17 protein-coding genes are annotated in these 22451 nt (G+C 42.6%); 1 reads left to right on the forward strand and 16 read right to left on the reverse strand.

From position 1 onward, the window contains the following. Window positions 1–173: 173 nt before the first annotated feature. The 8 genes from ysxE to hemA form a co-directional block, all read right to left on the reverse strand. On the reverse strand, window positions 174–1211 hold the full coding sequence (ysxE, locus tag CVD28_RS14590) for a spore coat protein YsxE (RefSeq protein WP_101593112.1): 1038 nt from the start codon (window positions 1209–1211) through the stop codon (window positions 174–176). Window positions 1212–1254: 43 nt separating this feature from the next. Beyond that, the gene (locus tag CVD28_RS14595; protein WP_180954175.1) at window positions 1255–2847 is read right to left on the reverse strand and encodes a LysM peptidoglycan-binding domain-containing protein; all 1593 of its coding nucleotides are present in this window, start codon (window positions 2845–2847) and stop codon (window positions 1255–1257) included. Between the two features lie 157 nt (window positions 2848–3004). Next, the gene (gene hemL / locus CVD28_RS14600) at window positions 3005–4294 is read right to left on the reverse strand and encodes a glutamate-1-semialdehyde 2,1-aminomutase (protein WP_101593114.1); all 1290 of its coding nucleotides are present in this window, start codon (window positions 4292–4294) and stop codon (window positions 3005–3007) included. A 144-nt stretch (window positions 4295–4438) separates the two neighbouring features. Then, window positions 4439–5422, reverse strand: coding sequence for a porphobilinogen synthase (gene hemB / locus CVD28_RS14605; RefSeq protein WP_101593115.1), 984 nt, complete (start codon window positions 5420–5422; stop codon window positions 4439–4441). Between the two features lie 102 nt (window positions 5423–5524). Beyond that, on the reverse strand, window positions 5525–6307 hold the full coding sequence (locus tag CVD28_RS14610; RefSeq protein ID WP_101593116.1) for a uroporphyrinogen-III synthase: 783 nt from the start codon (window positions 6305–6307) through the stop codon (window positions 5525–5527). Continuing rightward, on the reverse strand, window positions 6307–7239 hold the full coding sequence (gene hemC / locus CVD28_RS14615) for a hydroxymethylbilane synthase (RefSeq protein ID WP_101593117.1): 933 nt from the start codon (window positions 7237–7239) through the stop codon (window positions 6307–6309). Before hemC ends, CVD28_RS14610 begins: the two co-directional genes overlap by 1 nt. Window positions 7240–7248: 9 nt before the next feature. Continuing rightward, entirely contained in the window at window positions 7249–8082 is an 834-nt protein-coding gene (locus CVD28_RS14620; RefSeq protein ID WP_101593118.1) for a cytochrome C assembly family protein, read from the reverse strand. 12 nt (window positions 8083–8094) lie between these two features. Next, window positions 8095–9432 (reverse strand): glutamyl-tRNA reductase, encoded by a 1338-nt coding sequence (hemA, locus tag CVD28_RS14625; RefSeq protein ID WP_101593119.1) that lies wholly within the window; start codon window positions 9430–9432, stop codon window positions 8095–8097. A gap of 725 nt (window positions 9433–10157) precedes the next feature. On the opposite strand from hemA, the gene CVD28_RS14635 reads away from it, so the two are divergent. Next, entirely contained in the window at window positions 10158–10643 is a 486-nt protein-coding gene (locus CVD28_RS14635; protein ID WP_101593121.1) for a hypothetical protein, read from the forward strand. Between the two features lie 59 nt (window positions 10644–10702). Here CVD28_RS14635 and CVD28_RS14640 read toward each other — a convergent pair whose 3' ends face one another. From CVD28_RS14640 to leuD, 8 genes are all read right to left on the reverse strand, one after another. After that, a complete protein-coding gene (locus CVD28_RS14640) occupies window positions 10703–11461 on the reverse strand; it encodes an NAD-dependent protein deacylase (RefSeq protein ID WP_101593122.1) in 759 nt (252 codons plus the stop codon). A gap of 316 nt (window positions 11462–11777) precedes the next feature. Next, entirely contained in the window at window positions 11778–12371 is a 594-nt protein-coding gene (yihA, locus tag CVD28_RS14645; RefSeq protein WP_101593123.1) for a ribosome biogenesis GTP-binding protein YihA/YsxC, read from the reverse strand. Then, window positions 12368–14695: an endopeptidase La gene (gene lon, locus CVD28_RS14650; protein WP_101593124.1), complete on the reverse strand. Its 2328-nt coding sequence runs from the start codon at window positions 14693–14695 to the stop codon at window positions 12368–12370. The genes yihA and lon overlap by 4 nt, the downstream gene beginning before the upstream one ends. Before the next feature lie 245 nt (window positions 14696–14940). Next, window positions 14941–16605 (reverse strand): ATP-dependent protease LonB, encoded by a 1665-nt coding sequence (gene lonB / locus CVD28_RS14655; RefSeq protein WP_101593125.1) that lies wholly within the window; start codon window positions 16603–16605, stop codon window positions 14941–14943. Window positions 16606–16958: 353 nt separating this feature from the next. Next, complete coding sequence (gene clpX / locus CVD28_RS14660) at window positions 16959–18227, reverse strand: ATP-dependent protease ATP-binding subunit ClpX (protein ID WP_101593126.1); 1269 nt, start codon at window positions 18225–18227, stop codon at window positions 16959–16961. Between the two features lie 759 nt (window positions 18228–18986). After that, window positions 18987–20270 (reverse strand): trigger factor, encoded by a 1284-nt coding sequence (gene tig, locus CVD28_RS14665; protein WP_101593127.1) that lies wholly within the window; start codon window positions 20268–20270, stop codon window positions 18987–18989. 177 nt (window positions 20271–20447) lie between these two features. Continuing rightward, on the reverse strand, window positions 20448–21476 hold the full coding sequence (locus tag CVD28_RS14670) for a tetratricopeptide repeat protein (protein ID WP_101593128.1): 1029 nt from the start codon (window positions 21474–21476) through the stop codon (window positions 20448–20450). Between the two features lie 326 nt (window positions 21477–21802). Then, window positions 21803–22402, reverse strand: a complete 600-nt coding sequence (leuD, locus tag CVD28_RS14675) for a 3-isopropylmalate dehydratase small subunit (protein WP_101593129.1) — start codon at window positions 22400–22402, stop codon at window positions 21803–21805. Window positions 22403–22451 lie beyond the last annotated feature (49 nt).

The raw sequence follows: 22451 nt of genomic DNA on the forward strand, positions 1-22451 counted from the left end.
TAGGCAGGGGAATGTTTAATCCATGATTTAAATAAAAAAGCTGCCGGCAATCGGTTTAGGGGACGAAACCCTGAACCGGAAGCCGGCAGCTTTTTTCAAATACATACTTTCACGGAATTGTTTTCCCTTTTCACGGATCATTCTTTTGCCGTTCCGCACCTCTGCATTAATGCCTATTCCGCAGCCTGCTGCTGAGCGGCCTTTTTTTGCCGCTCCCGCTCTTCGACTTGCATGACAATGTATTCGGTATTTTTGAGGATCCAATAATCCCTTAAAAGTTTTGTTACGTATTTCAGTTCATTTTTGTCTTCTTTTTTTTCAAAATAGCTTTTCGCGATGGAAATCTGTGAACCTGGATGGGCCAGATAGCTCAGAAACAGCAGCATTTCATCCTCTTTTAATGGGAAATATTTAAAATAATTATATAGCCACCCAACACAATCATCACAAGCCTGAGGATAGGCAGATGTTGATTTCCTCAGAAATGGCAAAAGATCAAAATGGGGAGGAACGGTTTTAGTGTTTTCAAAGTTGATAAAATGGCCGTATCCCCGTTCGTCCTGGATAAAATGCTGGGCAGACACCTTGCCATGGGTAATAACCGTTCTTATCTTTGCGGAATCTTTCGATTTATCATACCATTCATCCAGCTTTTTCTCGGCATATGTCAGCGCCTGAAAGATATCCGTGTAATACATGCAAAAATGCAATTCAAAAGGTGACATATACCATTTTTTTTCGCAATGCTTGATGAATTCACTAAGGAATTCTTTTTGTTTTTTCCATTGAGCCGAGATTTTTTCGTAGTGATGCTCACGGGTTTCTTTATTGACCGTTATTTCCTTCGCAGAGAGCGAGTGCAATCTCGCCAATTCCCGGAACATTTTATTGTGTTTTTCATACCGCTCTCCGCTTCCCTCATTTGGCAGCCAAGGCATCAGGTAAAATAATCTGTCTTTCTGCAGGACCGCATATCTTCCATCAATGGTCGGATAAATAGGGACAATTCTGTTATAACCCTTTTGATACAAGAATTGGACATTACGGATAAAATCGATGCCATTCTGGGCTGGTATGGATTTTAGCGCAAATTGTCCCTGGTCCGTGTATATCCTCCTGATGTTTCCAAACTCCTCGACATATCTTGGTGTCAGCCCGAAGCTCTGAAGAATATCATGTGTTTCTCTTATTAAATTCTCTTTGTTTGTCACAAGGCCCACTCACCTTCTTTGAACAGGGCGCATTTCTCTTTTGTTACCGCCTGTTTGTGGCCAGCTGAGGGATATAAAGTACCTGCCCCTCCTTCACATCCTGGGACGGATCAAGGTTATTGCTATTCAATAATGCCTGAACACTGACATCATACCGGTCCGCCAATGTGCCAATTGAATCTCCCTGCTGAACAATACAAATCTTTAACTTTGCTAGTTCTTCCTCTTTATTCCCAAATAAATCTGTCAAAGAAATAAAGTCGGCTTTTTTATCCGTTTGCTGTCCCTGTGAGGCGTCACCCTTGCTTGATGGCTGTTCTGCAGATGCTTTTTCCTGTCCGTACGTAATCTGAGGTCCTAGCATAACCGGTGTCTCTGGAACCTCTGCCTCTGCAGCCGGTGCTTCTGTCATCGGCGCTTGTGGCTGCGCTGCTGCAGCAGGCTCTTTTTGCTGTTCTTCTGCAAGCGGCTGTGTCTCAGCTTGCTGCTGAACAGAAACCTCTGCTGTTTCCTGCGGAATATTTAAGAATGGAGTTGTGGTCTCCTCATCTTCTATTTCCCCACCAGGTTTTGTCTGAATTTCTCCAGCCGGATGCTGTGCTGCCTGACTTGTCGTTTCGCCTCTGGAAAATTGCAGTTGCGGGGTTTCAACAGACTCTTCCTGAACGGGTTCCCTTTTGGCAACTGCTTCAAAAGGAAGGAATAGATCACTGCCATCTTCCTCTTTTTGATCCTGCTTGCTATAGTTTTCAACAGTGCTTTGCAGCTCTGCAGCTGGCCATATTTCTTCTTCATTCCGAACTTGCTCCACATCTGATGCTGCTTTGATAGTATCAGCAAACAATGACTGATATGGCTCTTCATTAAAACGGTGCTCCTCGTTATCAATCTCTTGAGTATCCTCTGCTTCAAGCATTTGATTGTTCCGAACATCAGCAAGTAATTCTTCTTCTGACACTTCATCAGCGTCCGACCGCAACAATGCCTCCTGATGCAAATTTTCCTCTGCGAAATTTCCATATAGATTGGCCGGTTCAGTTCCCTCTGCCCGATAGTTGCCTGCAAACAGCGCATCTGCTAACGGAGCGTTCTCCTCATTTTCCAGTTCTGCTTCTGGGAGATACATAGAATCCTGCTGTAAAAACTCAACGCTGTCTGCGCGGCTGTTTTCTTCATCAACAGATAAATTATGCTGCTGTTCCCCGTAAATTCCGGTTATCAGCAGGTCCGCTGACAGCTTCAGACAATTGTTTTCCGGCAGCAAATAATCGAACGTCTGAATTGAAACCTTTACTTCCTCTAGTGAATTGATCCGATTATAAGGTATTGTTATATCTACAGGAAACCTGTGCATGAATTCCTGGAGCCCATTTTCCAGAGGTACAACCCTTTGGACTGTTTTGGGCAAAAATGATTGTGTATAATCCTTAATCTCTAATTGTCCGGGCTGCTGCTCCCCCTTATACTCACCGACTAAATCAAGGGTCCCGCGAATAATAACATATTGCTCCATTTCCTCAATTGATACGTTTGGGTCAAGGGAAAGCGAGTACAGTTCTCCAACTTCCTGTCCTTTTTGAAACCAAATTGACTCTTCTAGTGTAAATCGCAGACACGATTGATTTTCTTTAGACAAACAAAATTCCTCCTTCCGCTTCTTCGGAAATACTAGATTATGCCAATACCATCCTATGAGGCAAAAGGAGATTTTATGACTCCTTATCAAAAAGCCCTTCCAATGAAAGAAATAAAAACCCTTTCCGGGTAAAAGGAAAGGGTTTAGAAGTATAAAATTATTTTGCCAATGCAGCAAATGCCTTGTCTGCAGCCTGGATTGTTTTTTCGATATCTTCATCTGAATGGGATGTCGAAAGAAATAATCCTTCAAACTGTGATGGCGGCAGGAATACTCCCTGATTAGCCATTTCACGATAGTATGTTCCAAAGAAATCAAGATCTGAAGTCTTCGCAGTCTCATAGTTGATGACGTTTTCATTGGTAAAAAACAGGCCAATCATGGATCCTGCACGGTTAAAGGTGTGCGGAATGCCATGCTTTTTTGCAGCTTGCCCGATTCCTTCCTCAAGCATGTCGCCTTTTCTGATAAATTCCTTGTAAGTATCGGGAGTTAGCTGGCTTAAAGTTTCAAATCCGGCTGTCATTGCAAGAGGATTCCCTGAAAGTGTTCCAGCCTGGTAAATCGGACCGCTTGGAGCAATTTGCTCCATAATTTCTACTTTTCCTCCGTAAGCACCGACAGGAAGGCCGCCGCCAATTACTTTACCAAGGCATGTGATATCTGGCTCAATGCCAAAATGTCCCTGGGCACAGTTATATCCGACACGGAATCCAGTCATAACCTCATCAAAGATCAGCAGAGCTCCAGCTGAAGTCGTAATCTCCCGCAAGCCTTCAAGGAAACCTGGCAGCGGAGGAACGACACCCATATTCCCGGCAACCGGTTCAACGATGACTCCCGCAATATCTTCTCCATATTGTTCAAAAGCGTAACGGACACCTTCTAAATCGTTGTAAGGAACAGTAATCGTGTTTTTCGCTATTCCTTCCGGTACCCCAGGGCTATCAGGCAAACCAAGCGTTGCCACTCCTGAGCCAGCTTTAATCAGGAGAGAATCTCCATGGCCATGATAGCAGCCTTCAAATTTCAAAATCTTGTTTCTTCCAGTATAGCCCCTGGCCAGGCGAAGGGCACTCATCGTCGCTTCAGTACCAGATGAAACCATGCGAATCATTTCAATGGAAGGAACTCTTTCAATGACGAGCTTAGCCAGCTCATTTTCACTGATTGTTGGGGCACCATAGCTTGTCCCAGTTTCAGCAACCTTTTTAAGCGCTTCTACCACACGATCATTGGTGTGTCCAAGAATCAGCGGACCCCACGAAAGAACATAATCAATATATTCGTTTCCATCAATATCATAAATTTTCGAGCCTTTACCGCGTTCCATGAAAATCGGATCCATTTTCACTGATTTGAACGCACGAACAGGGCTGTTTACACCGCCCGGCATTAATTTCTTAGCTTCTGAAAATGCCTGTTTCGATTTCTCGTATGAGCGCATAAGTTTTCCTCTTTTCCTATTGTGCTAGGTTTACGCAAGCCTTTATCGGGGCTGGGTGCTGGAGCTAGACATCTGTACTGGTTAAAAAAGTTATACTTTCACATCTAGTTAGAAAAGCATATTGTACTGTTTTTCGCCGGTCAATTAACCTTTTAGCCACTGTGCAATATCTTTTGCAAAATAAGTAATGATTAAGTCAGCACCAGCCCTCTTGAAGCCAGTATGCATTTCCATTACTATTTTTTGCTCATCAATCCAGCCATTTTGTGCGGCCGCTTTTACCATTGCATATTCCCCGCTCACATTATAGGCAACTACAGGCATATTGAAATTGTTTTTTACATCACGAATGATATCCATATAAGCAAGCGCAGGTTTAACAATCATGAAATCAGCACCCTCAAGTACATCTGATTCTGCCTCGCGAAGGGCTTCCAGCCTGTTTGCCGGATCCATCTGGTATGTCTTTCGGTCACCGAACTGCGGCGTGCTGTTTGCCGCATCACGGAATGGTCCGTAAAAAGCTGAGGAGTATTTTACCCCATATGACATAATCGGGATATCTTCATATCCTGCATCATCCAGGCCTTTTCTGATAGCGGCCACAAATCCGTCCATCATGTTGGAAGGAGCAATAATATCGGCTCCAGCTTCCACTTGGCTTACAGCCGTTTTTGCAAGAAGGTCAAGCGTTGGATCATTCAGGACCTTGCCGCCTTCCACAATCCCGCAGTGGCCGTGGCTCGTATATTCACATAAACAAGTATCTGCTACTACGACGACATCAGGAAAATCCTTTTTAACAGCTCTTGTTGCCTGCTGTACGAGACCGTTATGACTAAATGCCCCCGTGCCATGTTCGTCCTTATCATGCTCATGAGGCACTCCGAATAGGATGACAGATTTAATGCCAAGCGACGTTACTCCTTCCATTTCGGCCTGCAGATTATCTGTCGAAATCTGGAATACTCCGGGCATCGAAGGTACTTCATTCCTGATTTGCTCCCCATCCGCAATAAAAATCGGATAAATTAAGTCCTCAACATGCAAATGTGTTTCCCGTACCATATCCCTTATTGTACTGTTTTGACGCAAACGGCGGTGTCTATTGAATTGAAGGTTATCCATCTATTTTCCTCCTATGTAAATCTATATTTAAAAAGCAATTATAAGTTCCAGCGTCAGCATTCTCTGATTATAACTTTGCATCATTATTATATGTTATCACAATTACACCCTATCCTTTAAATAGGAGCCTAGTTCATCAATCATAGCCTCTGCAGTATACACCCTAGGGCTAGCTGCAACACTTAATCCATATTTTTCCGCTGTCTTCCGGGAAATTGGCCCAATACAGACAAAATGAAGTCTGCTGATTTTGCCGCCAAGATTATAATCGTTTACAACTTGTACAAAATGTTCCACTGTTGAAGAGCTTGTAAAAGTAACCACATCTGCTTCATCGTTTTTCAGGACAGAAGCGAGCTTTGCTTTGCTATCCTCCGGCATGATTGTACGATAAATAGTCAAGTCCTCACAATAAACGCCGGCATTAGTCAGCGAAGCAGAGATAATATCTCTGGAAAGGTTTCCTTTCAAAGCCAGAACCTTAGCCTTTTCCTTGATCACAGGCAAGAACTCCCGGATAAAGGCTTCTGCCACAAATTCCCGAGGCATAAAATCAGGTTTTATCCCATAGCCCTGAATAGCTTCACATGTTTTATCGCCAATTACGGCTGTTTTAGGCAATGAACCTGTATATCCCGTTTGCTTAAGCGCTTTAAAAAAGAAGTCAACTCCATTTTTGCTTGTGAAAATTAGCCAGTCAAAATGAGGCAGCTGAGTTAATCTTTGAGTGACATCATCAAATTGATCCGGAAAGGCAAAATCAAGAAGGGGAATCGCAAGCGGTACCCCTCCCAGTTTTATTATCCTTTCGATCAGCCCCGATGACTGTTCCCTAGCCCTTGTTATGAGAATTCTTTTCCCTAAAAGAGGCTGGCTGGAATCCATTACTTGTCGAGCTCCGCTTTTACATTATCAATCAGCTGTTTACCGCCTTTTTCAGTAAGCTGCCGAGCTGTTTCAATTCCAACTGCTCTCGGATCCGTACCTTCAAATCGTTCCTTGTAGATAATCTTTCCGTCCGGTGAGGCAACAAGTCCTGTTAAAGCAATGTCACCATTATCAGTAACAGTCGCAAATCCGGCAATCGGAACCTGGCAGCCGCCTTCCATCTTGTCCAGGAAGGCTCTTTCTGCCTCTACTGTTCTTTTTGTTCTTTCGCAAGTCAGTTTTGCAAGCTCTGCCAGGAGGCCGGCATCATCATCACGGCACTCAATAGATAATGCTCCCTGGCCTACTGCCGGAAGACAAAGCTCAGGCTCCAGGAATTGAGTTACAACTTCCGATTTCCATCCTAATCTTGCAAGTCCTGCCGCAGCCAATATGATAGCATCGTATTCTTCATCCTTCAGCTTTTGAAGGCGGGTGTCAACGTTTCCGCGAATCCATTTCACTTCCAGATCAGGTCTTATTGCCAGAAGCTGGGCGCTCCGGCGCAGGCTGCTCGTTCCGATTATCGCACCTGGCTGGAGCTCTTCAAATGGTATATCGCCTTTTGATATCAGTACATCTCGATGGTCTTCCCTTGGAGGAATACAGCCGATTGTCAGCCCTTCCGGAAGCACTGCAGGCATATCTTTCATGCTGTGAACAGCCATATCAATTTCCCTGTTAAGCATAGCCTGCTCAATTTCTTTTACGAACAAGCCTTTTCCGCCAACTTTTGAAAGTGTCACGTCAAGAATTTGATCGCCTTTTGTTACGATCTCCTTCACCTCAAACTCGTAAGGAACACCAAGGCTCTTCAATTGATTAATCACCCAGTTCGTTTGAGTAAGGGCAAGCTTGCTTCTTCTTGAACCAACAATTATTTTTCTCATTTTATCCTCCTATGTATTCCAAAAGTGAAAGGCTGAGAGACTGCCAAACAGAAAGAAATTAATCAGCACGATAAAAAAAGACATTGTATTCCAATATGCCAAAGTAATTCCAAATCTCTGCTTCCGTACCTTCAGATATAAATACGTGCTATATACTATTAAAACAATAAAGGAACCAACAATTTTCGGATCAAACCACACTAGATCTGGTACTTTTATATAAGCCCATTGCAAACCAAGAATAAGAGAAAGGACAAGCATGGGCACTCCAATGACGTTGAGGACGTAGGTCATATGCTCCAGCTTCGATAAATCACCGAGACGGTGCAGCCTTTTTCCCCATTTCTTCCTTTTTAGCAAATCATATTGTATTAGATAAAGCAAAGAAAATACAAATGACAGCGAGAATGCGCCATACGAAAGAATTGCCATTGTTATATGAATCATCAGCAGTTCTGATACCAGCTTCTGTGCCAGAACCTCAGATTCTATTTGGACAGGAGCAAACGTATGGATTGCCATAATGATGAATCCCAGAACATTTGTAAAGAAAACGGTAAAATCCATACGGAGCAGGCTGTTTATTCCCAATGATAAGCTGACCAAAATCCAAGCATAAAAATAAAACCCTTCAAATATTGTTAATACCGGAAACCTTCCTGTTTCCAGCATATAAAGAAATAAAAAAATTGTCTGAAGGAGCCAAACAACTGCAAGTAACCAGAAGGCAATCCGATTTACCTTCCGGTTATGGTTTAAAAAATCTATAAAGTATAAAAGAACGCTTAAGGCATACAGGAGAACCGTTGCTTCATGCAATCTCGTTATAAGTAGTTCCAGCATATACAGTCCCGCTTATGCTCTAATCGGAATCGGATTAGCTGCGGAAGCATTTCCATGCTGTTCCTTAGCCGATTGCTTTTCCACCAATTCCTCAATATGAAATATTTTCGTGAATCTCTCTAAAGCTTCTGCAGAATCAGCTTCACCCGCTAATTCCTTCGCATAAAGAATCGGATCTTTTAGCAGCTGGTTAATAATGCTCTTTGTATGCTTATTGATTACTTTCTTATCCCTGTCGCTTAAATGAGCCAGTTTTCTTTCAATGCTTTGCATAGTCTCTGATTGGATTGCCAGCGCTTTTTCACGCAAAGCCGAAATGACCGGAACCACGCCCAAAAGTTTGAGCCATCCTGTAAATTCCACAATTTCCGCTTCAATCATGATCATGATTGTTTCAGCTGCTTTTCTGCGTTCCTGAAGGTTTGCTTCGACAATTCCCTCCAGGTCATCTATATCGTATAAAAACACGCTTTCAAGCTCTGACAATGCAGGATCCAAATCACGCGGCACTGCGATATCCACCATGAAAATTGGGCGGCCCTTCCGCAGCTTATTTACAGAGTCCATCATGTCCTTTGTAATGACAAAGTCCTTTGCTCCTGTAGAAGTGATTAATATGTCTGCTTCAACTAATGCACATTGTAGCTCATCCAGCTTTTTCGCTTTCCCGGAAAATCGTTCAGCAAGGGCCACAGCTTTTTCAAAAGTACGGTTGATAACTGTAACTTTAGAAGCACCATTGCTGTGCAGATTTTGGATTGCGAGCTCTCCCATTTTTCCAGCGCCCAAAATCAGGACATGCTTATCTGCAAGGCTGCCGAAAATCTTCTTTGCAAGCTCCACAGCAGCATAGCTGACAGAAACAGCATTCGTGTTGATTTCTGTTTCAGCATGAGCTTTCTTGGCAAGGGTTAACGACTGTTTAAAGAGCTGGTTAAACACTGTGCCAATGGTATTTTCACTTTGTGCAAGCTGGAAGCTGGACCTTACCTGTCCAAGAATTTGCGTTTCTCCAAGGACCATTGAATTTAAGCCGCATGCAACCTGGAATAAATGCTCCACGGCTGCCTCTCCCTCGTAAATAAATAAAAACGAGGAAAATTCCTTTTGGTCAACTTTGAACCATTCTGAAAGAAATTCCTTAATATAATAACGGCCAGTATGAATTTGATCGACAACTGCATAAATCTCTGTTCTGTTGCAGGTTGAAACGATCACATTTTCCAATATGCTTTTTTTATTTTTAAGAGCATTCATTGCATCTGCAAGTTCTGCTTCATTGAATGACAATCTTTCACGAATTGCTACAGGGGCAGTTTTATAGTTTAATCCAACTGATAGTATATACATCCCTAAGTTCGCACCCCCAACTGAGTCAATAATTCACGATTACTATTATAACATGGACAGATTGATAATCTCAGAAAAATTATGAACAGATAATGAAATCGCAGGAAAATTATCCATGATTTGAATAACTCTCTCTTTTGCTTTCCGTATCCGTTTTCACCGCCAGCCATGCCCGGCAGTTTGTCATTACTGCATGTTCAGAAAAAATAAATTCTGTTACTATTAAGAAAGCGAAATCGCCCTGTTAAAGGACCGTCGACTAAGATCTGGCACGTCCTCACAAAGCTGTCCCTTTGTTTCGTGCGATGAATCGCTGCCGAAGCGTTCCTTGTCCTGTGCCAAACGTCGACGCCAGCACATCCCTTCTAAGGATGAACGGCTAAGTTCGCCCCGTCCTGGGGCAACGCCGTTCTGACCCACATCCTGTGGGCCTAAGCATAAGATAAGCGCTGACAGAAGGCGCTTTTTGCCTTCCAAAGCGATTAGCTTATGACCAAGGTTGTAACGACACTTGGTTACAACACTCGAGGCCAGCTTAAACCGCCACTTCCTGTGGCGACGCCGGCACGTGCGTCGGGTGTGGGTGCTGGAGCTGGACATCTTACTTGTCAAAAAGTAACACTTGCTCTTATATTTAGAAGAACCCCAATTCGACAAATATCTACTAAAGTAACTTACCAAAAAATACGTTTTACTTCAAGCAATGAAATTGTAAGGAGGGCGAGATGAAATCACAGCGTTATTTCCCTGGAATTGTTTTAACTGGTTTTGGACTTTACTTTTTCCTGGAGAAGACCAAGCCTGCGGTTCTGCCTGAGCTGTTTACATGGCCTACCCTGCTATGTATTGTCGGAATTGCTTTCTTAGGGCAGGCATATTTCGCAAAGGATAATGAGTCAATTCTGCCCGGCACTATCTTTACGGGCATTGGACTGCATTTTCATGCTGCAGCACGTTTTCCCGAATGGCCCGAACACACAGGTATGTTCATCAGTATTATTTCACTCGGATTTATGCTCCGCGCCAGGAAAACGAATGCCGGAATGATGTATGGAATTCTCTTGTTTATTATTTCCATGGGAATCTTGTTTTATGACAGGCTTATTAACTGGCTTGGGTTTCTGGAAACCGGCGTATCCGCCATCTGGCAATTTTGGCCTGTATTGCTTATTGCAATAGGTTTTTACTTGCTGTTTTTGAAAAAAAAATAATAAACAAACCCTTGCTTCTGTTTATGGGGCAAGGGCTGATTAAAATAGAAGTTATATATTCAAATTAATTTTTGCTGCAGCCTCGGTAAAATCTCACCTAACTGCCCCTGCAATACCAAATCAAAATATTTGTCCATGATCGTAGATTCATTATTAACCAATACTGTCGGTACCTCAGCATCCGCTGCCAAAGCAGGAAACATATTAACAGGAGAAACGGACAGTGAGGAGCCCATCGCAATAAACAAGTCTGCATGCACGATTGCTTTTTCCGCCTGCTCCCACCCCTTCACGGCATCTCCATATAATACGATATTTGGCTGCAAAATCACATGGCCTTCATATCTTTTGCTTTCGCATTGTTCGCATACCGGTGCTTGGGTCAATTCTTTATAGTTAATCTCATAGGACTCTCCGCATACTGGGCAGGCTGCTCCCAAAAGCGACCCGTGCACTTCAATTACATTCGTGCTTCCTGCAGCCTGATGAAATCCATCGACATTCTGAGTAATAATAGTTACGTTTTTACCTATATTCTCTAATTCCGCCAATACAAAATGGCTAACGTTAGGCTTATATTCGTGAAAGGTATGCAGTTGAAAAATATCAATATAGTGCTTCCAAAACTCTGCTGGATTCTGTTGAAAATAAGAACGGGACAGATAATATTCCAGCCTCTGATCCCTATTATATATACCTTGAGAAGATCTGAAATCTGGCAGTCCACTATCGGTACTGACACCAGCACCAGTCAGAATTACAATATTTTTTGAACCTTTTATTCTTTCAGCAAGCTCACTTATTCGCGGGTCCGTCATTTGTATCCACCTTTCATAAGAAAAGCGCAAGTGCCCATCCTCTTAGAGGAAGTAAGGCTAAAATCCACGTCCTCACAAAGCTGTCGCTTTGTTTCGCGGCGATGTTTCGCTGCCGTAGTGTTCCTTTTCCTGCATCCGGGCTATGCGCTGAGCTAGACATCTGAACTTGTTTAAAAAGTTATACTTTCTTACCTTTTGAAAAAGAAAAAGCTGACTTACGTCTTGGGCTGCTTCTGTATCAAGTATGGCTAAGCCACTTTGACCGGTTGCGCCAGACTGTCATAAGTCAGCATTTTTCTACTATTAAAAGATCCATTTATTTGTGTTCATGCATATGCCTCTTTAAAGCAGACCATGCTTCATCTTTTCCCTGGCCTGTTTCGCCGGAAAATAGAATCAATTCATGATTTTTTTCCATTTCCAGCGTTTCGCGGATTACCTTCATATGCTTTTGCCATTTACCTTTTGGGATTTTATCGGCCTTAGTGGCAATGACAATTACCGGCAGATCATGGTGTTTCAAAAAGTCATACATCATCACGTCATCCCTTGATGGCGGATGGCGTAAATCAACTATGAGCAGGGCAGCCGTCAATTGCTCCCGGCTGGTAAAATACGTTTCAATCATCCGGCCCCATGCTTCCCGTTCACTTTTGGAAACCTTCGCATATCCATAGCCCGGCACGTCCACAAAATGGAACATGTCATTAATGATATAAAAATTCAGTGTCTGCGTTTTACCTGGCTTAGAAGACTTTCTTGCCAGATTTTTGCGGTTAATCATCTTATTAATGAAAGATGACTTACCTACATTTGATCTGCCTGCGAGCGCGAATTCAGGCAGGTTTACATCAGGATACTGAGCAGGCTTTACCGCACTGATTACAATATCCGCACTTGTTACCTTCACTTACTTTCACCTGCCAACAATGCGTGCTGAATAACCTCATCGACATGTGAAACTAGTACAAATTCGAGCTCATTCCGAACGCTTTCCGGAATATCATCAATGTCTTTTTCATTATCCTTCGGGCAAATAATTTTCGTTAAACCAGCCCTGTGTGCACTTAATGATTTTTCTTTCAAGCCGCCAATTGGCAATACTCTTCCACGCAGAGTGATCTCCCCTGTCATGCCCACTTCGCGGCGGATTGGCCGCCCGGTCAAAGCAGAAATAAGCGCGGTTGCCATTGTAATTCCCGCTGATGGTCCATCTTTCGGCACGGCACCTTCAGGAACGTGTATATGAATGTCATATTTTTCGTTAAAATCTGTTTCTATATTCAGTTCTGCGGCTTTGGAACGAACATAGCTGAAAGCGGCTTGTGCTGATTCTTTCATAACGTCGCCAAGCTTCCCCGTAAGAACAAGCTTCCCTTTTCCAGGAGAAAGAGACACTTCAATTTGTAGAGTATCCCCGCCAACGGTTGTATATGCAAGTCCCGTAGCAACACCAACCTGGTCTTCCAGCTCCGCCTGGCCATAGTGATACATCGTTTTACCTAAAAAGTCTTCGACGCCGCCGTCTGAGATGACAACACGTTTTTTCTCTTCTGAAACAATGATCTTCGCGGTTTTCCGGCATATGCTGGCTAGCTGCCTTTCCAGACTTCTTACACCTGCTTCCCTCGTATAATAGCGGATGATTCGAAGCATTGCATCATCTCTTATTTGAAGCTGGGCTTTTTTCAGTCCGTGGTCCTTCAGCTGCCTTGGCAGTAAATGATCCTTAGCGATATGCAGCTTTTCAATCTCCGTGTAGCCTGAGATCGTAATAATCTCCATCCGGTCCCGAAGCGGTCCAGGGATAGTTGCGAGATTATTAGCTGTAGCGATAAACATGACCTTTGATAAATCATAGGTCTCTTCGATATAATGGTCGCTGAAATTGTGATTTTGTTCTGGATCAAGAACCTCAAGCATGGCTGAAGATGGGTCACCGCGGAAATCGCTGGACATTTTATCTACTTCATCCAACAAAAATACAGGATTGATTGTGCCGGCTTTTCGCATACCTTGAATAATTCTTCCAGGCATCGCGCCTACATATGTTCTCCGATGTCCGCGAATCTCGGATTCATCACGAACGCCACCGAGTGAAATGCGTACAAAGTTCCGGTTCATTGATGTCGCAATTGACTTGGCAAGGCTTGTCTTACCTACTCCCGGAGGTCCAGCAAGGCAGAGAATAGGTCCTTTTAGCGAATTCGTAAGCTGCTGCACTGCAAGATATTCAAGCACTCGCTCTTTTACCTTTTCAAGCCCAAAGTGCTCGCTGTTCAAAATTTTCTCGGCCTTATGGATGTTTAAATCATCCTTCGTTGCGTTGGACCAGGGTAATGAAACAAGCCATTCAATATAATTACGGATAACCGCACTTTCAGCAGAACTGGCCGGTACTTTTTCATAACGGTCCAGCTCCCTGAATGCAGTTGCTTCAATATTTTCGGGCATTCCTGCTTTTTCAATTTTTTCGGTTAAATCGGCTATTTCACCGGTTTTTCCTTCTTTATCCCCGAGTTCCTTTTGGATAGCCTTCATCTGCTCCCGTAAATAATATTCCTTCTGAGTCCGTTCCATCGAGCGCTTTACCCGCTGCCCGATTTTCTTTTCCAGATTCAGTACTTCCCGTTCATTATTAATAATCTCGATAACCCGGCTAAGCCGTTTTCTTACATCAATCGTTTCGAGGATTTCCTGCTTTTCCTTTTGCTTTAGCGGGAGGTGGGAGGCAATGATATCAGCCAGCCTTCCAGGTTCCTCAATATCAGAAGTAGCAGAAAAAGTTTCTGCCGAAATTTTCTTGGACATTTTTATATACTGCTCAAAGTATTCCAAAAGCGTCCGCATCAAAGCCTGGTGCTCTATTTCCTTTTCTTCGCTGTCCTCATAAACTTCAACCTTAGCGGAGAAATAAGTTTCATGATCGGTAACAGAAATAATTTCTGCCCTGTTTAGTCCCTCGACCAGAACACGGATTGTTCCATTAGGAAGTTTAAGCATCTGCTTAACTTTAGTGAGTGTACCCATTTTATAAATATCATCTTCACCGGGTTCATCTAAAGAAACATCCTTTTGGGTTGTTAAAAAAATAAGATGGTCTTCCACCATTGCTTTTTCAAGTGCCTGTACAGATTTCTCACGTCCAACATCTAAATGAAGGACCATAGTTGGATATACAAGCAGTCCTCTAAGCGGAAGGAGGGGGACAATGAATTCTTTCCTATCAGCCATAGCCGGACACCTCCATTTTTATCATTTACGTAAATATATTTCCTTAAGTCGCGGACCTTTGTACAATTCTATCTTATTTGGGTAAAAGTGTCTATTTTGGTCCTGACGGAAATTGTAATTGTATTATCTCTGAAACTTGACCATAAAGCACGTAAAAAGATTAATTACCATTGCTATTCTTCAACTTAGAGTACCAGACAAGGAACAATCAGCGGGAAAATCCCCGCTGATTGTCATTGCCCGGCTTATCCGCTCTCTTTTTGTGAAAAATCCATTTGCGGGAGGATATGATCCGGCATAACTTCTTTCTTTAAGGCAATATCAAAAACTTCCTTAAGGGTACTGACTGGAAAGATTTGAATTCCTTTAATCTCTTCCAGTATTGATTGCATGTTTTCAGCAGGAATAATAACTCTCTCAGCTCCAGCTTTTTTAGCTGCTTTAACCTTTGCGTATACACCGCCAACGGGTTTGACGTTTCCGTGGATGCTTATCTCGCCTGTCATGGCAATGGTATGGTCAACCGGAACTTTGTAGATGGCTGAATAAATGGCTGTGGCCATGGCAATTCCGGCTGATGGTCCATCAATCGGTGTGCCGCCTGGAAAGTTTACATGTATATCATATTGGTCTGCCGGTACACCAAGCGATCTTAATACCGTAATTACGTTTTCTCCCGATCCGCGAGCCATACTCTTTCTTCGAATCGACTTTCCATTACCTCCAATACTTTCTTCATCAATGATACCGGTAATATTGATGCTCCCTTTATCTGCGGCAGGTATCACTGTTACTTCGATCTCAAGCAGGGTACCAGTGTTTGGCCCAAAAACCGCCAATCCGTTAACCAGCCCAACCTTAGGTTTTCCGGCGATTTTCTGTTCCATCCTGGGGCTCAGCTGGCTGCTTTGCACGACCCACTCAATATCTTCATCCTTAATAAAGGTACGATTATCAGTTACGGCTAGCCCTGCAACAATTTGAATCATATTTACTGCTTCCCGGCCGTTTCGGGCATATTCCGATAGTGTATTAAGCGCTTTTTCACTTATAGGAAGCTTTACCTTTTCAGCAGCCTTTCGCGCAATATCTATAACCTCGTTCTGCTGAAGCTCCCTGAAAAAAACCTCCATACAGCGAGACCGGATGGCTGGCGGAAGTTCATTCGGCGTGCGGGTAGTCGCTCCTACAAGCCGGAAATCAGCCGGAAAGCCATTTTTAAAAATATCATGGATATGAGCAGGAATATTCATATTCTCTTCTTGATAATATGCACTTTCGAGAAATACTTTTCGGTCTTCTAAAACCTTAAGGAGCTTGTTCATTTGAATCGGATGCAGTTCACCAATTTCATCAATAAATAAGACGCCCCCATGTGCGTTCGTTACAGCACCTTGCTTCGGCTGGGGAATTCCAGCCTGCCCCATTGCTCCTGCTCCCTGGTAAATGGGGTCATGCACTGAGCCGATTAACGGATCGGCAATCCCTCTTTCATCAAATCTGGCCGTTGTAGCATCTAGTTCAATAAAAACAGAAGAAGATTTGAAAGGTGATTTAGCCGACCTTTGGGCCTCCTCCAATACTAAACGTGCTGCAGCTGTCTTTCCAACTCCAGGCGGGCCATAGATAATTACATGCTGGGGGTTTGGGCCGCATAATGCAGCCTTCAAAGCTTTAATCCCATCCTCCTGTCCGACAATATCTTCAAAGGAAGTAGGCCGAACTCGTTCAGATAGCGGTTCAGTTAATGATATCCCACGCATTTTACGGAGCTGGTCCATTTCCTTTCTTGACTCCCTGTCGATTGTCACCTTCTGGGAACGTTGGCCCTTAAGCAGGTTTAAAAAGTACAACCCGATGATAATCCCAAAAAACAGCTGAATAAATAACGCAATTCCTGTCCAGCTCATATGTATCCCTCCTGCAATCCCAAGTTCGTTAATTATTGCTAGTATCTCCGTTGAAGGAATGGATTAACCGATAATTTTTCGCACGATTTTGGAAGAGGGATCAAGGAGCAGGTTTTACTAAAATATCCTTTTGATCGAATGCAAAAATGACTTTTTTTACTTAAAAAATGGCTGCCGCTTTAGCGGACAGCCATTTCTTATAGAAGAACTCTCTAACCTGTACCGGTCTCTAGCTCCAGCGCCCAGCAACTTTTTTCCCGCAGGGCGATAAAGCTCCTAAAGTGTTATGAGTAAGTACCGTCACAACCCGAGGCAGCCTTAGCCAGGTCTGAACTGGCACTTCCGCTTTCCGGTTAAGCAGATGTTTTCTTTTCTTCACTTTCAGCAATAGAACCGTCCGTTAAAATCAATTTAGGCGGTTTGTTATCTGCAACAGTTTCAGCTGTAATGATACACTTTTGAATATCATCGCGTGACGGCAGATCAAACATCACTTCTAGCATAATGCCTTCAATGATGGAACGAAGACCGCGGGCACCTGTCTTCCGTTCGATCGCTTTTTTAGCGATTTCCACCAGTGCTTCTTTTTCGAATTCAAGCTCCACTTCGTCCAGCTCAAGCATCTTTTGATATTGCTTCACAAGAGCGTTCTTCGGCTTTGTCAGAATTTCGATCAAAGCTTCCTCATCAAGAGGCGTAAGAGTTGCAATTACTGGAAGACGGCCGATGAATTCGGGAATCAAACCAAAGCGCAGAAGATCCTCAGGCAATACCTTGGAAAGAAGCGCCTTTTCATTTACTTCTTCCTTTTTAGCGCCAGAGCCAAACCCAATTACCTTTTGGCCCAGACGTCGTTTGATAATTGGCTCAATTCCATCAAACGCTCCGCCGCAAATGAACAAAATGTTTGATGTATCAATTTGGATAAATTCCTGATGCGGATGCTTTCTTCCGCCCTGAGGAGGAACACTTGCAACTGTTCCTTCCAGGATTTTCAGCAATGCCTGCTGTACACCTTCCCCGGAAACATCACGGGTAATTGAAGGGTTTTCAGACTTTCTCGCTACTTTATCAATCTCATCAATATATATAATCCCTTTTTCTGCTTTTTCAACATCATAGTCGGCAGCCTGGATTAATTTAAGAAGAATATTTTCCACATCTTCCCCTACATAACCGGCTTCTGTTAATGAAGTCGCATCCGCAATTGCAAATGGAACATTCAATAAGCGTGCAAGTGTCTGTGCTAAAAGGGTTTTTCCGCTTCCGGTAGGCCCGATTAGGCAGATATTACTCTTTGCAAGCTCTACATCATCGATCTTGCTATTGGAATTGATCCGTTTGTAATGGTTATAAACAGCCACAGCAAGGGATTTTTTCGCTTGTTCCTGACCGATTACATATTCATCAAGAATTTCTCTGATTTCCATCGGCTTAGGAACATCTTTGAATTCAACCTCTTCTTCTGAACCAAGCTCTTCCTCAACAATTTCCGTACATAGTTCAATACACTCATCACAAATATATACTCCAGGGCCAGCTACAAGCTTCCTCACCTGTTCCTGAGTTTTGCCGCAAAAAGAACATTTTAATTGCCCTTTTTCATCATTAAATTTAAACATTAACGCTCACCCCTTTAAGTACTAAATACTCTATACATGGACAGTTATCCTGTCTCGAAATAACGCCTTACAAATAAATAAACCATTTTTGGTTTAATCTGTATTGTAACACGTCCGCAGAGAAACAGGTAATCATATGCTTTGCCATGAAATCTGCCATCCAGTATATAAATCAAATCAATAATATGTATTTTGCCCTTAACCATGATTCCCAAACTTCAGGAATTATAAAAAACAGAAAGGTTTTCTTTCATTATGTATATGCCCTATATGGGACAAACTATCCCATTATTCAGAAAATCAGAGGCTGAAGAAAGGTATTAAAAACAGTATAGTGTGATATGAAAAATACCGCAAGCAATAACCTTGCAGCCAGCTTCCGGTTGTATGCGGGACGAAGTACAAGAAGCATAGTTGCACTTTACCGCGCTTAATTTCCTTTGGTAAAAAAGTATAACTCTTTAACCAGTATAGATGTCCAGCTCCAGCGCCTATCCCCGACGCACAGGACAAGGAACCCTACGGCAGCGATACATCGCACGAAACAAAGCGTCAGCTTTGTGAGGATGTGCTATTGTCGGCGTCGCCACAGGACAAGGAATGCCTAGGCAGCGATTCCATAGCACTAAACAAAGCGAAAGCATTGTGAGGACGTGGCGATCTTAGTCGTTCTTCTCTTGAACAGGGCGCTTTTACTTTTCATGAATATGTTACAAAACAAGGCACGATAATTCGTGCCTTGTTATTTAATAAGATTTATTAAACTGTTTTGCTGTTTTCAACAAGGAAATCGATAGCCTTGCGGATTTTCAGGTCGCCCTTAAGTCCGTCAAGATTTCCAAGCGCCTTTTTGATGTTTTCAACATCCATATTATACATAGAAGCCATGCTTTCAAGTTCTGCATTCACGTCTTCATCAGTTGCTTCAAGCTTTTCAGCTTCAGCAATTGCTTCAAGTGTCAGATTAGCACGAACTCGAATTTCAGCTTCATCCTTCATCTGGGCTTTTAATGCTTCTTCGTCTTGTCCAGAGAACTGGAAGTATAAGTCAAGATTCATTCCTTGAGCTTGAAGGCGCTGTCCGAATTCATCCATCATGCGGTCAACTTCATTGGAAATCATTGCCTCAGGGATGTCGATTTTTGCATTTTCAGCAGCTTTTTCAACTACTGCATCGCGGACTTGATGTTCAGCAGCATGCTTTTTGCTTTCTTCCAGACGAGTTTTTGTCTTTTCACGAAGTTCAGCCAAAGTTTCTACTTCTTCATCTACATCCTTAGCAAATTCATCATCTAGCTCAGGAAGCTGTCTTGTCTTAATTTCGTGAACCTTAACCTTGAATACAGCTGGCTTTCCAGCAAGTTCAGCAGCGTGGTATTCTTCAGGGAATGAAACATTTACATCCTTTTCTTCACCTGCAGCCACACCTACTAATTCCTCTTCAAATCCAGGGATGAAAGAACCTGATCCAAGCTCAAGAGAATAATTATCGCCTTTACCGCCTTCAAATGCTTCGTTATCAACAAAGCCTTCAAAATCAATAACAACTGTATCACCATTTTCAGCCTGTCCATCTTCTTTGACTACAAGCTCAGCATGGCGGTCACGAAGAGAGCTGATTTCGTTTTCAACGTCTTCATCCGTTACTTCAGTATCAGTCTTTTCTACTTCAAGACCTTTGTAATCACCTAAAGTTACTTCTGGCTTAACTGTTACAGTAGCTTTAAAGATAAGGTTTTGGTCTTTTTCCATTTGTTCGATGTCAATTTCAGGACGGTCAACAGGCGTAATTCCTGCTTCTTCTACTGCACTAGCGTATGCTTCAGGAAGAATGATATCCAAAGCATCCTGGTAAAGTGATTCTACACCAAAACGCTGTTCAAACATTTGGCGAGGCATTTTACCTTTACGGAATCCAGGTACATTAACCTGCTTAACTACTTTTTTGAAAGCTGCGTCAAGGCCTTCTTTAACCTTCGCTGCATCAACTTCAACTGTAAGAACCCCTTGGTTCCCTTCTTGCTTTTCCCAATTTACAGACATTTGTTTCCCTCCAAAAAATCTATATACTTCATTTGTAAGCGAGTGATGAATCAACCATCTCATTCAATCACAATTAACCGATATAACAGGTTTTATCGTGAAATGTCGCTACTGGTGCATTATATATTACAACCCCTACATTATAACATAGGATGATTTCGTTTCAACAGCAAACCCTTAAATTATCGGGTAAGAAATTTCTTCAATTTCCCTGAGCCTGGAAACGATTTTTTTTACGTCCTCATTGTTGCAATGATAGTGTTCAGATATGACTGCAAAGGAAGGTTCAAAACCCTGGTATTCTTCTGACAGGTAATGATATCCAGCTGCCCATTCTTCAAATGCATTTTCTCCAGGATCGAATGGATAGAAAAGGAAATGATGCCGCTCTAATAGTCCGGCAGCCAGCTCCAGCAGGGTTGGATTGGCATCCTGCAGTTCTAATTCCAGCAGCCTGGATGTCTCTATAAAAAATGGACTGTGCTTCATACCAGGAAGCCTGGCAGGCGTAATGGCCATTCGGCTTCCAAATTTCTCAATACGAATCTCTTGCTCATATTCCTGTTCCCTCAATATATTTACCAATAAAGTTTTGAAAAACGGGTGTGCCGTTCCATCCTCTAGAAATTCCTTGATCTGAACCATATATGGCCTCGCGTTCATTGATGATAGCTTTGAAATGGTCAGCAGCAGTTCCTGTTCGCTTTTTCCGGAAAAGAGATTATCATCGAAATTCTGCTCTTCACGTTCCCTAACCGCGTTACGCTGCCTTTCTTTTTCCGCTGCTGAACGCTTGCTGAACTGCAGCATTTTTTCGAAATGTTCCTCTTTATCCGGAGGCACTTGGTTCTCATCCAGCAAAGCTTCAATGGTTGATGCCATTTCCTCATGTTCGTTGAGCTGCAAAAGAATCATCAAGTAAATGTTTACAACTTGGAAATAGTCTCCTATCCCCTTTTGCAGCAGCTCTTTACATAGCTCTTTTGCTTCTTCATAGAATCCGAGCTCCACTAGAGACACGACAAGCCCAACATTCAGGTCAGGATTTTCCGGTTCGAGTTCCCTTGCCTGCCCAAATAAGTCAGCAGCTCTTTTAAAATCTTTATCTGATAGCGACTGCAGCCCCATTTCCACGAGACGATTGGCCAGCTTTGGGAAGGGAATAACCTTTTTGTCTTCTTTTTTTCCATACCGCTTTTCCTTCATTGATATACCGCCCTATCAATTTCGTTTTGTATCAAAGTTTAGCATGTTAGTTTCAGAAAAACAAAAAATAGCCTTAAAAAGCTAAAGGTCACTCCGCGGTAACTCTGTTTTTTACTTGCTGTTTCGAGTGTTAAAGGATGTAGTTTAGCTATTTAATGTTTTTCAATTAATTTTTAAAAGTGCAATGGCTGCCATTCAGCAAAAGTGACAAGCATTTGCGTGCTTCAATCATAAAAAAACTGCACCTCCAATTGTTAGATCGTTTCTAACAAATGGGGTGCAGTTCCCTGCAGGATGTCTATTTTTATTAATACCCACGGGCTTTTTTAATAGGATGTAACGATTACTTCCTTCTTTTCATGCTGTCTGATGTGTTCGTCATACTGCAAGGTGATTGAAATCTCATCCCAGCCGTTAACAAGCATTTCCTTCCAATAAGGGTGGATGCTAAAGGAAGTTTGAAACCCTTTATTATCAGAGACAGTTTGATTCGGCAAATCAATAGTAAGCTGATGCCCTTGTTCTTCAACCGCTTTCATTAATTGACTAACTTCTTCATTCGTTAGAGCAATTGGGAGCATTCCGTTTTTCAAACAGTTATTTTGAAAAATATCAGCAAATGATGGGGCAATAACAGCTTTAAAACCATAGTCATATAGTGACCAAGGTGCATGTTCCCGTGATGAACCGCAGCCGAAATTTTCTCCTGCGATCAAAATATTGGCGCCTTTAGATTCAGGTTTATTTAATTCAAAGTCGGCCCGTTCATCGCCCTTATCATCGTATCTCCAGTCATAAAACAAGAATTCTCCAAATCCCGTTCGCTCAATACGCTTTAAAAATTGTTTTGGGATGATCTGATCTGTATCCACATTAGAGCGGTTCATAACAGCTGCTTTTCCAGTTAAACATTTAATTGGTTCCATCGATTGCACCTCTCTTCTTTATAAAAGTAAAATATTAGAAAAGCTTAGC

This window comes from Bacillus sp. M6-12 (assembly GCF_002860285.1).
Lineage (GTDB): Bacteria > Bacillota > Bacilli > Bacillales > DSM-1321 > Peribacillus.

What these genes read in the sequence shown, in the direction of transcription:
- hemL (WP_101593114.1), bottom strand. Translation starts at nt 4,294, where the DNA reads ATGCGCTCATACGAGAAATCGAAACAGGCATTTTCAGAAGCTAAGAAA.
- hemB (WP_101593115.1), bottom strand. Translation starts at nt 5,422, where the DNA reads ATGGATAACCTTCAATTCAATAGACACCGCCGTTTGCGTCAAAACAGT.
- CVD28_RS14610 (WP_101593116.1), bottom strand. Translation starts at nt 6,307, where the DNA reads ATGGATTCCAGCCAGCCTCTTTTAGGGAAAAGAATTCTCATAACAAGG.
- hemC (WP_101593117.1), bottom strand. Translation starts at nt 7,239, where the DNA reads ATGAGAAAAATAATTGTTGGTTCAAGAAGAAGCAAGCTTGCCCTTACT.
- CVD28_RS14620 (WP_101593118.1), bottom strand. Translation starts at nt 8,082, where the DNA reads ATGCTGGAACTACTTATAACGAGATTGCATGAAGCAACGGTTCTCCTG.
- hemA (WP_101593119.1), bottom strand. Translation starts at nt 9,432, where the DNA reads ATGTATATACTATCAGTTGGATTAAACTATAAAACTGCCCCTGTAGCA.
- CVD28_RS14635 (WP_101593121.1), top strand. Translation starts at nt 10,158, where the DNA reads ATGAAATCACAGCGTTATTTCCCTGGAATTGTTTTAACTGGTTTTGGA.
- CVD28_RS14640 (WP_101593122.1), bottom strand. Translation starts at nt 11,461, where the DNA reads ATGACGGACCCGCGAATAAGTGAGCTTGCTGAAAGAATAAAAGGTTCA.
- lon (WP_101593124.1), bottom strand. Translation starts at nt 14,695, where the DNA reads ATGGCTGATAGGAAAGAATTCATTGTCCCCCTCCTTCCGCTTAGAGGA.
- lonB (WP_101593125.1), bottom strand. Translation starts at nt 16,605, where the DNA reads ATGAGCTGGACAGGAATTGCGTTATTTATTCAGCTGTTTTTTGGGATT.
- clpX (WP_101593126.1), bottom strand. Translation starts at nt 18,227, where the DNA reads ATGTTTAAATTTAATGATGAAAAAGGGCAATTAAAATGTTCTTTTTGC.
- tig (WP_101593127.1), bottom strand. Translation starts at nt 20,270, where the DNA reads ATGTCTGTAAATTGGGAAAAGCAAGAAGGGAACCAAGGGGTTCTTACA.
- CVD28_RS14670 (WP_101593128.1), bottom strand. Translation starts at nt 21,476, where the DNA reads ATGAAGGAAAAGCGGTATGGAAAAAAAGAAGACAAAAAGGTTATTCCC.
- leuD (WP_101593129.1), bottom strand. Translation starts at nt 22,402, where the DNA reads ATGGAACCAATTAAATGTTTAACTGGAAAAGCAGCTGTTATGAACCGC.